This window comes from Mesorhizobium sp. M7A.F.Ca.US.007.01.2.1 (assembly GCF_003998165.1).
Taxonomy (GTDB): Bacteria; Pseudomonadota; Alphaproteobacteria; order Rhizobiales; family Rhizobiaceae; genus Mesorhizobium; species Mesorhizobium ciceri.
On sequence record NZ_RZQP01000015.1, the window covers coordinates 41763 to 55676 of the forward strand.

A 13914-nucleotide genomic window follows, 5' to 3' on the forward strand; every position below is an offset into this window, starting at 1 on the left:
GTGAACATCACTGAAGGCTCCGCAATCGCACCACCGCCTTCAATCCGCCCATACCGGACCGTTCGAGCGCCAGAACGCCTCCATACTCGTTGACGAGGTCTGCGACAATGGCCAGGCCCAGACCTGTTCCGGGCTTTGTCTCGTCCAGACGCCGTCCGCGCTTCAGCGCCTCGCGCGCCTTGTCCTCGGGAATGCCCGGACCGTCATCCTCTATGCCGATCTCGAACAGGCCGGCCGGGTCGTCCTTGCCGGTCAAGGGCACGACCGAGACCTGCACCGCGCTCTTTGCCCATTTCATCGCGTTTTCAAGGAGATTGCCCAGCAGTTCCTCAAGGTCCTCGCGCTCGCCGGCGAAGACGATCTCGGCCGCCGGCAGCGACAGCGACAGATTTGTCTGCGGATTGAGCTTCCGCAGAACCCGCACCATGCGCTGCACCAGCGGCGTCACCGGCGTGCGGTAGACCACGCTGTCGCGTTGTGCCGCGACGCGGGCGCGCTGGAGATAGTGTTCGACCTGCTTCTGCATGGAAGCGGCCTGTTCGGCGATCAACTGCCCCTTGGCGCCGCCGAGCGCGCGGCCCTCGTTGAGCAGTACCGCCAGCGGCGTCTTCAGCGAATGGGCGAGATTGCCGACCTGTGTTCGCGACCGCTCGACGATGCGCCTGTTGTTTTCGATCAGCGCATTGGTTTCGTTGGCAAGCGGTTCGATCTCGGCCGGGAAGCGGCCGTCGAGCCTCTGGGCGGTGCCTTCGCGCACCATGGCGAGCGCGTTCCTGACCCGGCGCAGCGGCTGCAGGCCGAGCAGGATTGCGATCGCGTTGATGGCGATCATGCCGACGCCGAACAGGCTGAGATAGGTCAGCAGGCGGCGCTGAAAGGTGGCGATTTCCTGTTCGAGTTCGCTCTGGTTGCCCATGACGCGGAAACGCGCGGCGCGGTTCTTGGCGTCGAGGACGAATTCGCTCTCGAACACTTCGAGTTGCTCGCCGTCGATGCCTTCGGCTGCGTAGCTGCGCTGGAAGCTCGCGTTGAACGGCACCTCGGCAACGCTCGGTGACGGGATCGTCGTGGTCATCGACGACGAATGGAGATCGCCATGCACGCCTTCCGAAGCGGGCTCAACCGACCAGTACCAGCCCGAATTCGGCTCCGAGAACCGGAGGTCGCCGAGATCTGGCGCGCCGGTCAGCGCACCGCTGTCGGAGATGCCGATCGAACCGATCAGGTTGAACAGATGCGCCGAAAGCAGGCTGTCGAAGCCGCGCTCGCTGGCCTGGCGGTATAGGGTGGTGATCAAGGTGAAGATGACAACGAGCGTCACGATCGCCCAGACCGTGGAAAAGGCGATGACGCGGAACGTCAGCGAACGCGGCCACAAACGCAGCGAAAGCGGCGTCCTTGCGGTTGGTTTGAGCGGTTCCGAGTTACGCCTCCGGCTCACGCATGCGGTAGCCCATGCCGCGCACGGTTTCGATCATGTCGATGCCCATCTTCTTGCGCAGCCGCCCGACAAACACCTCGATGGTGTTGGAATCGCGGTCGAAATCCTGATCGTAGAGATGCTCGACCAGTTCGGTCCGCGAGACGACCTCGCCCATATGGTGCATCAGATAGGCAAGCAGGCGGAATTCGTGCGACGTCAGCTTCAGCGGCACGCCGCCGACATCGGCCTTGGAGGCCTTGGTGTCGAGGCGCAGCGGTCCGCAGGTCAGCTCGGACGAGGCATGGCCGGCAGCGCGCCGGATCAGAGCCCGCAGCCTCGCCAGCACCTCCTCGATGTGGAACGGCTTGGTGACGTAGTCGTCGGCGCCGGCATCGATGCCGGAAACCTTGTCGCTCCAGCGGTCGCGCGCCGTCAGGATCAGCACCGGCATCTTGCGGCCGCCGCGTCGCCAGCGCTCGACCACGCTGATGCCGTCCATCTGCGGCAGGCCGATATCGAGCACGACCGCGTCATAGGGCTCGGTGTCGCCGAGGAAATGGCCTTCCTCGCCGTCGAAGGCGCGGTCGACGACATAGCCGGCATCGACCAGCGCATCCGATATCTGCCGATTGAGATCCTTGTCATCTTCGACGACCAGTACACGCATGCGGAGTTCGATACCTGTTGAAGAGCTTTGTCGGATGGAAGAGCTTTGTCGGATGGAAAACTGGGGCAGATATAGGCCGATTCCGGCGGCCTGGGAAACGTGGCCTAAGGTTGATTGGATCAGTTCAGCGGAACGACGATCTCGGAACGGCGCGGACGTTGTCCGTCCTTGCCCGGAACGAGCACGACGATGACACAGACAGGCTGACCGCCGCGCGTCGATTGCGAGGCCTTGGCCAGCGTTCCGCCATTCTGCTCGGCCACCTGTTGGCCGATGGCGTAGCAATCGGATGCCGCCAGTACGATCGGACTGGCCAGGTCGGGCGGCGCGATGACCGGCATCGCCATCGCCTGCGACGCAAACAGCCCGGCAGCACAAAGCGCCAGTGTCGCGGTTCGGAAGTGGGAGCGAAGCGTTTTCATGACCGGCGTTGTAACGCATCGGTGCTGAACGTGAAATGAACGGTGAACGCCGCTGAAAACATCCTCGCCACACCCCTGCAACGCGAGACAGTCAACCTGGGATTTCGCCGCCTCGAACAGGCGAAATCCCGCGAAAGTCCAGTCTAGACTCCGTTTTGACCATATTGAAAGCGCATCAGGCATTTTCCTGCGTCATCGCGCGAAAACGCAGCAGCCCGTGATGCACGAGCAGATCCTCGTCATGGCGGGCTTCGGCAAATTCCAGCGACAGTCGTGTCTGGCCGCGAGGGCCGATCACCAATGCTGCGTCGGCAAGGCGCGCCTGGATGGCGGCCATGATGGCTAGCGTTTCGGCATCCCCATGGGCTTTCGACCAGACATGCAGCGTAATCAACTGATCGTCGGTGTTCTGGACGCCCGTGTCCCAGTCGAAGGCGGAGGTATGGCCGCAGGTCACGTACGGAAAAGCGGCGTTGTCGGCTGGCCGTTCGAGCAGTCCGGCGCCGCCCAGCAAGGCCGACAGCGATGGATCGCTTCTCAGCCTGAGAAACAGTGCCTGCTGCAAATCGCCTGGCGCGGTCATCGTCTTTTCCTCCGGTTCCTGCGCTGCCGACTGTTGCTTTTCGGAAGCTGTCCGCGTTCTGCGTGTTCTGACAGATATAGCCATTCGACGCGCAGAGGCGATGGCGATTCGTCATCGGAATGATGGATGCCGATGATCTCGAAAGGGCGGCTTTGCCAAGACCACCGTCGCGGGCACCACGCCGTGAACATGGACTCTCGATTCCTGGTCACATATTCTCGCTCCATACAGCGTCGCATGACGCAATGTTTCCTTGCCGGGTTTGATCCGCGAAGCAATTTCGGAAGCTGATGATGCTCGATGCAGAAAAGACCAGGGCTGCGTCGCGGTTGTTGGTAGGCCACTGGGACAAGGGCACCCGTCTCGACGCCATACCCGAGGCGTTGCGCCCACAAACACGGCTCGAAGGTTACGCTGTCCAGTCGCATGTCATGGATCGCTCGGCGGCTCCGCTTTTCGGCTGGAAGATTGCCGCGACCAGTCCGGCGGGACAAAGGCACATCAACGTCGACGGCCCCATGGCCGGACGTCTCCTGGCCGAGAAAGCGGTGGAGATCGGCGGGACCGTTTCCCTGGCGACGAGCAAGATGCGCGTGGCCGAGATCGAGTTCGCTTTCCGTTTCGGCCGCGAGCTGCCGCCTCGTGCGGCACCCTATGAAATCGCCGAGGCGATGGAAGCCGTGGCGAGCTTGCACCCGGCGATCGAAATCCCGGACTCACGGTATGACGATTTCTGCGCCGTCGGGGCGCCGCAGCTCATTGCGGACAATGCCTGCGCCAACCTGTTTGTCATCGGCGAGGCGGCGGAAGACGACTGGCACGACGTGGATCTTGCAAAGCACCCCGTGATCGCGTCCGTTTCCGGAAGGTCGCAACATAGCGGATCGGGAGCAGCCGTATTGGGCGATCCTCGCATCGCGCTTACCTGGATCGTCAATGAACTGTCGGGCCTGGGCATAGCGCTTCAGCCGGGACAGGTGGTGATTACCGGCACCTGCGTGACACCGATAAGCGTCGAGGCAGGCGACGAAGTCATCGGCGATCTAGGCAGGTTTGGCCGCGTCTCGGTGAGGTTTGTCTAGGCTCCGCGCTGCCTGGCCACGAAACTGCGCACCGCCAGCACCAGCACGGTGATGATGATCAGGATCACCGACAATGCCGCGATCGCCGGGTCGATGTTGTCGCGCAAGCCCATCCACATGAGCCGCGGCAGCGTGATGGCGTTGACAGAGGTGATGAACAAAGTGACGCCGATTTCTTCCCAGGACAGCACGAAGGAGAGAAGTGCGGCGGTGACGATGCCGAACTTGATGTTGGGCATGATGATGCGGGTGGCGCGCTCCCACACAGTGGCCCCTAAGCCCCGCGCGGCAAGGTCGATGCGGCGGTCGAGCTGGCTGAGAGAGACCAGCATCAGCACCGTGGCGAAGGGCACGGTCATCACCGAATGGGCCATGGCGACGCCAAGCCAGGTGTCGTAGCCGAAGAACGCGCTGAAACCCGAGATCGAGGTGAGCAAGAAGTAGAGCGTGATCGCCGAGACCACCGGCGGCACCACCATCGGCAGCAGCACGAAGCCGACCAGGGCCGCGGTGAAGCGCGGCTGGAACATCCAGACGCCAAGGCAGAAGCACAGCGCCAGCACAGTTGAAAAGGCGCTGCTGACGACACCGATGCGGATCGAGAGCAGAATCGATTGGAGCCAGCGCGGGTCTTCGATCAGCGCCCGGTAGTGGCGCAGCGACAGTTCGCCCGACGGCATCGCCAGCATGCGGCTCGGCGTCAGCGACACCGGGATGACCGCGAGCAGCGGCATCAGCAGGAACAGCGCCACGAAAGCGGCAATGATCAGCGAGACGGGACCGGGGCGGTAGGTCGGCATCAGATCAACTGCTTCGGTCTGACATATCGGAACAAGAGCGCCATCAGCGCGCCGACGAACAGCACCAGCACGACGCTGATCGCTGCACCCAAGCCCCAGTCCGGGCTCTGGAATATCCTGAGATAGATCAGTTCGGCGATCATGACGCTGCGGCCGCCGCCAAGGATCGCTGGCGTGACGAAGAAGCCGAGCGAGAAGACGAAAACGATCATCGCCGCGCCTATGATGCCGGAGCGCGTCATCGGCACGAACACCGTCCAGAAGGTGCGCATGCGGCTGGAGCCGAGCCCGCGCGCCGCCAGGAGCACGCGGTCGTCGAGGCTGCGCATGGCCGATGCCAGCGGAAAAACGGCGAAAGGAATGAGGAAGTGCGTCATGCCGACGATGACGCCGAATTCGTTGCGCACCAACGCCAGCGGTTCGGAAATGAAGCCGATCGCCTGCAGCCACGTGTTGATCAGGCCGCGATTGGAGAGCAGCGCCACCCAGCCGAAGGCACGGGTCAGCACGGAAATCCAGAAGGGAACGAGAATGCAGAACTCGGCGATCAGGCGCTGTGCCGGGGTTCCACGCACCCAGACGACGGTGATGGCGTAGGCAGCGGCCACCGAGACCACGGTGACGACCGCCGCGATGCGCAGCGTGCGGATGAACACCGACTGCACCAGATCGTCGGTGAGCAGCGCCTCATATTGGCCGAGGCCGGGCGTCGGCAGCGTAAAACTCCATTTGACGACGCCAAGGAACGGCCAGGCATAGGCCAGGACAAGAAACAGGAGCAGCGGCGCCATCAACAGCGCCGCGCCCATCCTGTCGGAGAGATAGGATCTCATTGACCCGATTACCCCGGCCCTGATCAGGCCGAGATGATCTTGGTGTATTCGTCGAGCGCCGGCCCGTAGTTCTTGGCGTACCAGTCCATGTCGAGCGCGATCTGCTTCTTCATGTTCTCGGGATCGACCGGGTTGATGCGCTTCTTGTCGGCCGTGATCAGCGCGTCTGCCGCCGGGTTTGCAGGACCTTGGCCGAGCTTGTCGAACATGACCAGCTGCTTTTCAGGGTCCTGGGCACTGGCGATGAACTTCATCGCAGCGTCCTTGCCGCCGGGGTTGTTCTTGAGCACGGCCAGCGCACCGGGCGAGATCAGTCCCTGGTCCCAGATGAACTTGATCTTGCCGCCCGAATCCTGCTCGATCAGCGAAGCGCGCGTCGACCAGACGATCGCCATCGAGGCCTCGCCATTGAGCAGCACGCTCTGGCTTTCGGCGCCGCCACCCCAATAGGCAACGACGTTTTCCTTGAACGCGGCGATCTTGTCATGGGCGCGCTTGAGGTCGAGCGGGTAGAGCGACGCCGGCGCGATGCCATCGGCCAGAAGTGCTGCTTCCCAGCTCGATACGCCCCATTTGTAGAGCGAGCGCTTGCCGGGGAATTTCTTCACGTCGAAGAAATCGGCCATGCCGGTCGGCGCGTCCTTGCCGTACTTCTCGGAATCATAGGCGATGACATAGGAGAAGAAATAGGTCGAGGCGGCGTATTCCCAACCAAAGCCGGGCCGCATCTTCTTCTTGTCGACGATGTTGTAATCGATCGGCTCGAGAGCCCCTTGGGCGCCGAGCGTGATGGCCGAGAAGGGGTCTACGTCGACGAGATCCCAGGTCGGCGCGCCGCTCTTAAACTGCGCGGCGATGGCGCCTTCAGTCGGACCCGAACCGTCCATCTTGACGGCGATGCCGGTGTCCTTGGTGAAGGCCTGGCCATAGGCGGCATCATAGGCGGTGATGGCATCGCCACCCCAGTTGACCAGCACCAGTTCCTTGGCCTGCGCAAAGGCACCTGTCGAGCGCAGTAGCATCGGCGCGCCAGCCAACACGAGTGCCGCCAGCTGTGTGAACTGCCGGCGCGAGATCTCGCCGCGACCTGCCCTGGCGGACAGGCTCTCGACGGCTTGTTTTTTGGTGTCATGTGTCATGTCAGTTCCCCTTTTTTGTTGTTGATAGTGCCGGAAAGCGGTGGAGCGATATCTCGCCACACCGTGGTCATTGCCCTCCATGCGGAAGGAGGAAACCCTTTTCCGCCGGCCAGGTGAGCCAGACGGAATTGCCCTTGCTGAGCGCTGCGGCCGCCACCTCGTTCGGCACCGACACGGTAACCTTGGCGCCTTGCCGTGTCGTCAGGTCGAGCCGCGTTGCAGCGCCCAGATAGGTGGAGTTGGTGGCGGTAGCGGCGATGCCATTCTCGCCATCCGCCGCCTCGCCCGATATCGACATGTACTCGGGCCGGATCGCCAGGATGGCATCGCCGCGCACGAGTTCGGCCTTGCAGCCCATGCTGACCGCGCGGTCTTCGCAAAGGCCCGTCGAGCCATTGCCGGCAGGCTTGACGCCCTTCAGCGGCAGCATGTTGATTTCGCCGAGGAACTCGGCGACGAAGCGGTTGTCCGGCCGGTCGTAGACTTCGTCGGGCGCTCCGACCTGCAGCAGTTTGCCGTGGTTGAAGATGGCAACGCGCGACGACAGCGCCAGCGCCTCGCTCTGGTCGTGGGTGACGAAGACGAAAGTGGTTCCGGTTTCCTGGTGCAGCCGCTTCATCTCGGCCTGCATCTGGCCGCGCAGGCTCTTGTCGAGCGCCGAGAACGGCTCATCGAGCAACAGCACGCCAGGTTCGAACACCAGCGCACGGGCCAGCGCCACGCGCTGCTGCTGGCCGCCCGACAGTTGCGCCGGCAGTTTCTTCTCGTGGCCCTTGAGACCGACGCGCTCGATCATCTCGCCGACACGGCGCTTGATGTCGGCGGCCGATTTCTTGCGCACCTTGAGTGGGAAGGCGATGTTGGCTTCGACGCTCATATGCGGGAACAGCGCGTAGCCCTGGAACACCATGCCGGCGGCACGTTGCTCTGCCGGTCGGTCGGTGATGTCGACGCCGTCGCTGAACAGCTTGCCCTCGGTCGGCTGCACGAAGCCCGCAAGGATCATCAGGAAGGTGGTCTTGCCCGAACCCGACGGCCCGAGCAGGGTCAGGAACTCGCCACGGCCGATATTGAGCGACAGATTGTCCAGCGCACGGAACGAGCCGAAGCTCTTGCCGATCCCGATTGCCTTGATCTCTGCGGCACGGCCGGGTTGCTGCATACTGCCCTTTCCCTAACGCTTGTCGAAATCGTAGGCAGGGTGCCGGCTCACCGCAACCGAATAGTTTTCGCGTGATCGGCAAATTCCATTCATCTATGGCGAGATGGCGCCGCCTTGCCCTCAATACGGCAGAATGCGGTTCTCCTGGAGTTTCGACCGCAGCCATCCCGCGAACGCTTCCAGCACCGGATGCGAGGCCTTGGCGTGTTCGGAGACCAGGAAATAGGAGCGCGGCGACTTGATCGCGATGTCGAACGGCCTGACCAGCCGGCCCTCGCTCAGCGCCCGCCGGCTGGTCAGTTCGTCGCCCATGGCGATGCCCTGGCCGGCAATCGCCGCCGAAAAGACCAGGTTCATGTCCGAAAAGAAGATGCCACCCTCGATGTCGGGGTTTTCCACCTTGGACAGCGCCAGCCAGCGCGCCCAATCCTCGGTGTCGTCGAGATGCAGCAGGTTGGCGCGCAGCACGTCCGACGGTCGGGAAAAACCGCCGACCTTGTTGAGCAGCGTCGGGCTGCAGAGCGGCGTGAACGAGATTTCGCAGAGCGGCTCGACCGCCCGGTTCGGCCAATTGCCGACACCAAACGCAATGAAGGCATCGGCATCTGCGTTGCTGACATCGTCGAGCCGGCGCGGCGTCAGGATGCGCAGCGCCACGTCAGGATACATCTGCCGGAACTCGCCGATATGGGTGCACAAGAACAGCGAGGCGAAGCCGGGCGTGCAACTGACGGCGAACGAGCCGCCGACGCCGGTGCCGGCGTCCCGCGTCACCGCATCGCCCAAAACGGTGAGCGCCTTGCGCACGTCGCTGGCGTAGCGCTGACCGCGCGGCGTCAGCGCCACGCCCTTGCCGATGCGTTCGAGCAGGTCGAAGCCGAGATCGCGCTCCAGCAGGCGAAGCTGATGGCTCACGGCGCTGCGGGTCAGGTGCAACTCGTCGGCGGCGCGCCAGACGCTGCCATGGCGGGCGAAGCTGTCGAGCGCACGCAGCGCTTGTGTGGATGGTATACGCAAGGAGCCTCAGGTGAACCGAATTTGCACGAACCGGGAAAACATATCACTTTTTAGCGAACCGCTTCACTGCTTTCTTCTCATGCCATGGAGAAACCGGTGGCCACCTCGGCGCAAGCAACCGCCCTTGCCTGTCTCGACGGCATCCAGCCGTTGTTGTCCGCGTGGACACGCATCATCTTCGATTACGGCGAGACCGCGTGGCGGGAATATCAATCCGCCGCCTGGTATGTCGAGCGACTGAAACTCGAAGGCTTTTCTGTCGAAGAAGGCTCCGGCGGCATGCCGACCGCCTTCTGCGCTCATTGGACCAACGGCCCCGGCCCGACCATCGGCATGTACGCCGAATACGACGCGGTGCCGGGCAATTGCCAGGATGCCGCTACGGTCGAGCGTCCGCGCCGGGGACTTGGCAACCAGGCCGGCGGCCACACCGACCCGCATTCCGGGCTGGGTATTTCGAGCCTCGGCGGGCTGCTGGCGACCAAGGCCGCGATGCAGCGCCACGGCATATCAGGCACGCTGCGCTTCACCGGCGAGCCGGCGGAAAAGGTGCGTGGGTCAAAGCCGATCCATGCCGCCAAGGGCTATTATGACGGCCTTGCCGGCATGATCTCCTTTCATCCGTTCTACATGCTGCCGCTCTGCAACACGGTGCGCTGGGACACGCATTGCGGCGCGGCCTACGCGATGATCTATCGCTTCATCTGCGACCAACCGGAACGCTGGGCGCTGGCTGCGGGTGCTGCACCCATTCCGCAAGCGCACTCGGCGGCGCGCGCGCCCGGCGCCAACGACGCATTGATGATGATGTACATGGCCTCCAAGGCGCTGCGCGATTCCATGCTGCCTCACCAGGGCGGCTGGTCGATCAGCGAGGCGATCCTGACGGCGGGGCAAGCGACCGCCGACAATTTGCCGGCGGGGCTGGCCGAGATCCAGTACATGATCCGCGTGCCGACGCTTGCCATGGCCGAGCAGGTCACCGCGGTGCTCGACCGCAATGCCGAGGCGGCGGCAGCGATGAGTGGTTGCCGCACCGAGCGGCATTGGGTGTCGAAGTCACGACCGGGACTTGCCAATCATGCCATGGCCGAGATCGCCTATGAAGCGCTGTCGACGGTCGGGCCGCCGCGCTGGGACGAAGACGCCAAGGCAGTCGCGCGCGAAATGCAGGTCAATGCCGGGCGCATGGCGAGCGACGAGCCGTTCATCGAAGAGCTGGAGCGCCTGATCGAGCCGCAGGCGGCGGAAGCGATCCTGCGCCGCGACCTGCCGCCCTCGCAGGTCAATTCGACCTCCGACGATTACACCGACATGAGCTGGCACACGCCGACGGCGCGCTTCTATGTCGCCCGCCCGGCGCTGCGTTCGGAGACCGGCTATCCCTATCCAGCCTGGGTGATGAATGCGCTGGGCGGTATTTCGGCCACGATCGACCCGATGGTGGCCTGCGCCTCCCGCACGATCGCGCTCGCCGCCCTTCGCCTGCTGGAAGACCAGACTGCCCGCGAAGCGGCGATGGACGAGTTCGTTACCCGCACCGGCGGCGGCATCGGCGGTTCGAACTGGATCGCACCGCTTTGCGACTACGAGCCGCCGATCGGGTTTCGCTGGCCAGAATATGTCACCACCCCGCGTGGACGCGACTGGTGGATACCGAGTAATCAGACACCCCCAAGTCACCTCACGAGGAGCATCCCATGACCGTTCATGACCGCATTGTCGCCGAGCCGTTTTCGCTGCAGCGCCGCAACCCCGCCGGCGGCACCAAGCCGCTGACCGCCTGGGGTTTTGCCAACGAGACCGACGTGCTGACCGACGTCCTGCTCGGCTCGCCCAATTTCCTGCGGCATCTCTCGACCAGCTCGCTGTCGCGCAAGCACCTGCGCGAGGCGCCCTGCAACGTCCAGATCGCGCAGGCACAGCACAAGGACCTGGTCGCCGCCTACGAGCATTTCGGCGTCAACATCCACTGGCACGAGCCGACGCCCGAGCTACCGATGCAGGTCTATTCGCGCGATTCCAGCGTCATGACGCCCTACGGCGCCTTCATCACCGCCATGGCCAACTGGTGGCGGCGCGGCGAGAACTATGCCGCGATCCGCACCTACGAAAAACTCGGCATACCGATCTACGACATGGTCACGGCTGGTACCTTCGAGGGCGGCGACTTCAACGTCATCGAGGATGGCGTCGTGCTGATCGGCTGCGGCGGCGCGCGCACGCAGGAGGAAGGTGCGCGCCAGGTGCAGGCCTGGTTCGACAAGGAAGGCTGGGAAACCCGCATCGCTTTCATCGACGAATATTACGTCCATATCGACCTGATGGTGGTGCCGATCGCCGAAAAACTGACCGCCGTCTGCCTTGCCTGCACCGAGCCCGGCATTGTCGACTGGCTGAAGGGCAAGGGTCACGAGATCATCGACGTCCCGTTCCAGGACACGATGGCGCTCGGCTGCAACTTCATGTCACTTGGAAAGGACCGGGTGATCGCGCCGACCTCCAGCCAGTCGCTGATCGGCCAGCTCAAGGCCCGCGGTTTCGAGGTCGCGGCCGTCGACATGAGCGAGATTTCGAAGACCGGCGGCGGCATCCACTGCATGGCGCAGGCGCTGAAGCGCGAACCGGCCTGAGCCGGCTCGCCCCTCAGCAACAAACCCGATACTGTGTCTTCGCTGCCCTTGTGAGTGCCGGAAAAATGGAGGAATAGTCTTGCGGAATGCATCGCCCTGAAATTGCCGGTTTACGGTACTCAGGTCGTGCAATTGCTAGCCGGATTCCGAATGGCCAGTCCCGAACCGCGCAAGAGAAGAGGTCCGATCGCCGCCCGGCTGCTGGCGCTCGACGCGTGGATCGATTCGTCGCTCTACGAGATCGGCTTCAAGGCGCGCCAGTTCTGGGAATCGGCGACGATCTTCTCGCGGCGCTTCCGCGTCAACGGCTGGCGCCGTGGCATCATCGAAGTGTTGAGCGAAGGTTTTACGCTCGGCGCCGGCGGCATCGTGGTGATGCTGGCGCTGGCCATTCCGGCTTTCCAGGATACGGCCGGCGACTGGCGCGCCCAGGGCGACTTCGCCGTCACCTTCCTCGACCGCTATGGCAACGAGATCGGCCAGCGCGGCATCATCCAGCGCGATTCCGTGCCGGTCGACGAGATGCCCGATCACGTCATCAAGGCGGTGCTTGCTACCGAGGATCGCCGCTTCTTCGATCACTACGGCATCGATGTGCTCGGCCTTTCCCGCGCCATCTTTGAGAATGTGCGGGCCAATTCCGTCGTTCAGGGCGGCTCGAGCATAACCCAGCAGCTGGCCAAGAACCTGTTCCTCACCAATGAGCGCACGCTGGAGCGCAAGATCAAGGAAGCCTTCCTGTCGCTGTGGCTCGAGGCCAATCTGTCGAAGAAGGAAATCCTGCAGCTCTATCTCGATCGAGCCTACATGGGGGGCGGTACGTTCGGCATCGAGGCGGCCGCCGATTTCTATTTCGGCAAGAGCGTCAAGGATCTGAACCTCGCCGAGGCGGCGATGCTGGCCGGGCTGTTCAAGGCGCCCACCAAATATGCGCCGCACATCAACCTGCCGGCAGCGCGCGCACGCGCCAATGTGGTGCTGTCCAACCTTGTCGATTCCGGCTTCATGACCGAGGGCCAGGTTCTGCAGGCAAGGCTGCATCCGGCCGACGTCGTCGACCGCGGCGAGCAGAAAAGTCCGGACTATTACCTCGACTGGGCATTCGACGAGGTCAAGAAGATCGCCAAACCGGGCCAGCACTCGCTTGTTGCCCACACCACCTTCGACGCGAACATCCAGAAGGCAGCGGAAGAATCGGTGGAGTTCCACCTGCGCCAGTTCGGCAAGGAGTACAACGTCACCGAAGGTGCCGTCGTCGTCATCGAGACCAACGGCGCCGTGCGCGCCATCGTCGGCGGCCGCGACTATGGCGCCAGCCAGTTCAACCGCGCCACCAAGGCGCTGCGCCAGACCGGCTCGTCATTCAAACCCTATGTCTATGCAACGGCGATGGAACACGGCTTCACGCCCAACTCCATCATCTCCGGCGGCCCGATCAGCTGGGGGTCCTGGTCGCCGCACAATTACAGCGGCGGATCGGCGGGCAATGTAACTCTGATCATGGCTATGGCCAAATCGATCAACACCGTGCCGGTTCGGCTGGCCAAGGATCACCTTGGCATCGGCCCGATCAAGGCCATGGCCGAGGCGATGGGCGTGGAATCGCCGCTCGAAGCGCACAAGACGATGGTGCTGGGCACCTCGGGCATGACGGTGATGGACCAGGCGACGGGCTACAGCGTGTTCGCCGACAACGGTTTCGTCGGCTTCCGGCACGGCATCAGCCAACTCGTCACCCGCACCGGCGAGGTGGTTTATGATTTCGCCAAGGATGCGCCGCCGCCACACCGGGTGTTGTCGGAGCAGGCGCTGAAATCGATGAACACCATGCTGGCGGCAGTACCGGTGATGGGCACGGCGCGGCGGGCCCAACTTCCCAACATCGTCGTCGCCGGCAAGACGGGCACGACGCAATCCTACCGCGACGCCTGGTTCGTCGGCTTCACCGGCAACTACACGGCGGCAGTATGGATGGGCAATGACGATTTCACGCCGACCAAGAACATGACCGGCGGCTCGCTGCCTGCGATGGTATGGCAGCGCCTGATGGTCTATGCGCACCAGAACATCGACCTCAAGCCGATCCCGGGCATCGACAAGCCCTTCATCGACGAGGAGATCGCTGCCAAGGCCGAGGAAGCACAGAAGAAGAG

At 63.5% G+C, this 13914-nt stretch carries 13 protein-coding genes; 4 read left to right on the forward strand and 9 right to left on the reverse strand.

Annotation, left to right across the window (positions count from 1 at the left end; all coding sequences use genetic code 11):
- Positions 1-7: 7 nt before the first annotated feature.
- The 4 genes from EN949_RS05050 to EN949_RS05065 all read right to left on the reverse strand — a co-directional run bounded on the left by EN949_RS05050 (position 8) and on the right by EN949_RS05065 (position 3095).
- Positions 8-1441, reverse strand: a complete 1434-nt coding sequence (locus EN949_RS05050) for an ATP-binding protein (RefSeq protein WP_127366612.1) — start codon at positions 1439-1441, stop codon at positions 8-10.
- Positions 1425-2090, reverse strand: coding sequence for a response regulator transcription factor (locus tag EN949_RS05055; protein WP_013532639.1), 666 nt, complete (start codon positions 2088-2090; stop codon positions 1425-1427). The genes EN949_RS05050 and EN949_RS05055 overlap by 17 nt, the downstream gene beginning before the upstream one ends.
- A 119-nt stretch (positions 2091-2209) precedes the next feature.
- Positions 2210-2512, reverse strand: a complete 303-nt coding sequence (locus EN949_RS05060; protein WP_013532640.1) for a hypothetical protein — start codon at positions 2510-2512, stop codon at positions 2210-2212.
- A 175-nt stretch (positions 2513-2687) separates the two neighbouring features.
- Positions 2688-3095, reverse strand: a complete 408-nt coding sequence (locus EN949_RS05065; RefSeq protein WP_127366613.1) for a DUF3168 domain-containing protein — start codon at positions 3093-3095, stop codon at positions 2688-2690.
- A 293-nt stretch (positions 3096-3388) separates the two neighbouring features.
- Here EN949_RS05065 and EN949_RS05070 point away from each other — a divergent pair, with 293 nt between their 5' ends.
- Positions 3389-4177: a fumarylacetoacetate hydrolase family protein gene (locus EN949_RS05070; RefSeq protein ID WP_127366614.1), complete on the forward strand. Its 789-nt coding sequence runs from the start codon at positions 3389-3391 to the stop codon at positions 4175-4177.
- Here the strand turns inward: EN949_RS05070 and EN949_RS05075 are convergent.
- The 5 genes from EN949_RS05075 to EN949_RS05095 all read right to left on the reverse strand — a co-directional run bounded on the left by EN949_RS05075 (position 4174) and on the right by EN949_RS05095 (position 9128).
- Positions 4174-4977 carry an ABC transporter permease gene (locus tag EN949_RS05075; RefSeq protein WP_127366615.1) on the reverse strand — a complete coding sequence of 268 codons (804 nt, stop codon included), beginning with the start codon at positions 4975-4977 and terminating at the stop codon, positions 4174-4176. The genes EN949_RS05070 and EN949_RS05075 overlap by 4 nt on opposite strands.
- On the reverse strand, positions 4977-5810 hold the full coding sequence (locus tag EN949_RS05080; protein WP_013532644.1) for an ABC transporter permease: 834 nt from the start codon (positions 5808-5810) through the stop codon (positions 4977-4979). Before EN949_RS05080 ends, EN949_RS05075 begins: the two co-directional genes overlap by 1 nt.
- Before the next feature lie 23 nt (positions 5811-5833).
- On the reverse strand, positions 5834-6949 hold the full coding sequence (locus EN949_RS05085; RefSeq protein WP_127366760.1) for an ABC transporter substrate-binding protein: 1116 nt from the start codon (positions 6947-6949) through the stop codon (positions 5834-5836).
- A 67-nt stretch (positions 6950-7016) separates the two neighbouring features.
- On the reverse strand, positions 7017-8111 hold the full coding sequence (locus EN949_RS05090) for an ABC transporter ATP-binding protein (RefSeq protein ID WP_024505297.1): 1095 nt from the start codon (positions 8109-8111) through the stop codon (positions 7017-7019).
- 120 nt (positions 8112-8231) lie between these two features.
- A complete protein-coding gene (locus EN949_RS05095) occupies positions 8232-9128 on the reverse strand; it encodes a LysR substrate-binding domain-containing protein (RefSeq protein WP_013532647.1) in 897 nt (298 codons plus the stop codon).
- A gap of 84 nt (positions 9129-9212) precedes the next feature.
- Here EN949_RS05095 and EN949_RS05100 point away from each other — a divergent pair, with 84 nt between their 5' ends.
- From EN949_RS05100 to EN949_RS05110, 3 genes are all read left to right on the forward strand, one after another.
- Entirely contained in the window at positions 9213-10832 is a 1620-nt protein-coding gene (locus EN949_RS05100; RefSeq protein ID WP_206523596.1) for an amidohydrolase, read from the forward strand.
- Positions 10829-11761 carry a dimethylarginine dimethylaminohydrolase family protein gene (locus EN949_RS05105; RefSeq protein WP_013532649.1) on the forward strand — a complete coding sequence of 311 codons (933 nt, stop codon included), beginning with the start codon at positions 10829-10831 and terminating at the stop codon, positions 11759-11761. The genes EN949_RS05100 and EN949_RS05105 overlap by 4 nt, the downstream gene beginning before the upstream one ends.
- Positions 11762-11911: 150 nt before the next feature.
- On the forward strand, positions 11912-13914 hold a 2003-nt coding region (locus EN949_RS05110; protein ID WP_164782475.1), incomplete at its 3' end, for a penicillin-binding protein 1A.

Bases quoted from the DNA above. Each gene is read 5' to 3' on its own strand.
- EN949_RS05055 (WP_013532639.1), bottom strand. From the start codon at position 2,090: ATGCGTGTACTGGTCGTCGAAGATGACAAGGATCTCAATCGGCAGATA.
- EN949_RS05060 (WP_013532640.1), bottom strand. From the start codon at position 2,512: ATGAAAACGCTTCGCTCCCACTTCCGAACCGCGACACTGGCGCTTTGT.
- EN949_RS05065 (WP_127366613.1), bottom strand. From the start codon at position 3,095: ATGACCGCGCCAGGCGATTTGCAGCAGGCACTGTTTCTCAGGCTGAGA.
- EN949_RS05070 (WP_127366614.1), top strand. From the start codon at position 3,389: ATGCTCGATGCAGAAAAGACCAGGGCTGCGTCGCGGTTGTTGGTAGGC.
- EN949_RS05075 (WP_127366615.1), bottom strand. From the start codon at position 4,977: ATGCCGACCTACCGCCCCGGTCCCGTCTCGCTGATCATTGCCGCTTTC.
- EN949_RS05080 (WP_013532644.1), bottom strand. From the start codon at position 5,810: ATGAGATCCTATCTCTCCGACAGGATGGGCGCGGCGCTGTTGATGGCG.
- EN949_RS05085 (WP_127366760.1), bottom strand. From the start codon at position 6,949: ATGACACATGACACCAAAAAACAAGCCGTCGAGAGCCTGTCCGCCAGG.
- EN949_RS05090 (WP_024505297.1), bottom strand. From the start codon at position 8,111: ATGCAGCAACCCGGCCGTGCCGCAGAGATCAAGGCAATCGGGATCGGC.
- EN949_RS05100 (WP_206523596.1), top strand. From the start codon at position 9,213: ATGGAGAAACCGGTGGCCACCTCGGCGCAAGCAACCGCCCTTGCCTGT.
- EN949_RS05105 (WP_013532649.1), top strand. From the start codon at position 10,829: ATGACCGTTCATGACCGCATTGTCGCCGAGCCGTTTTCGCTGCAGCGC.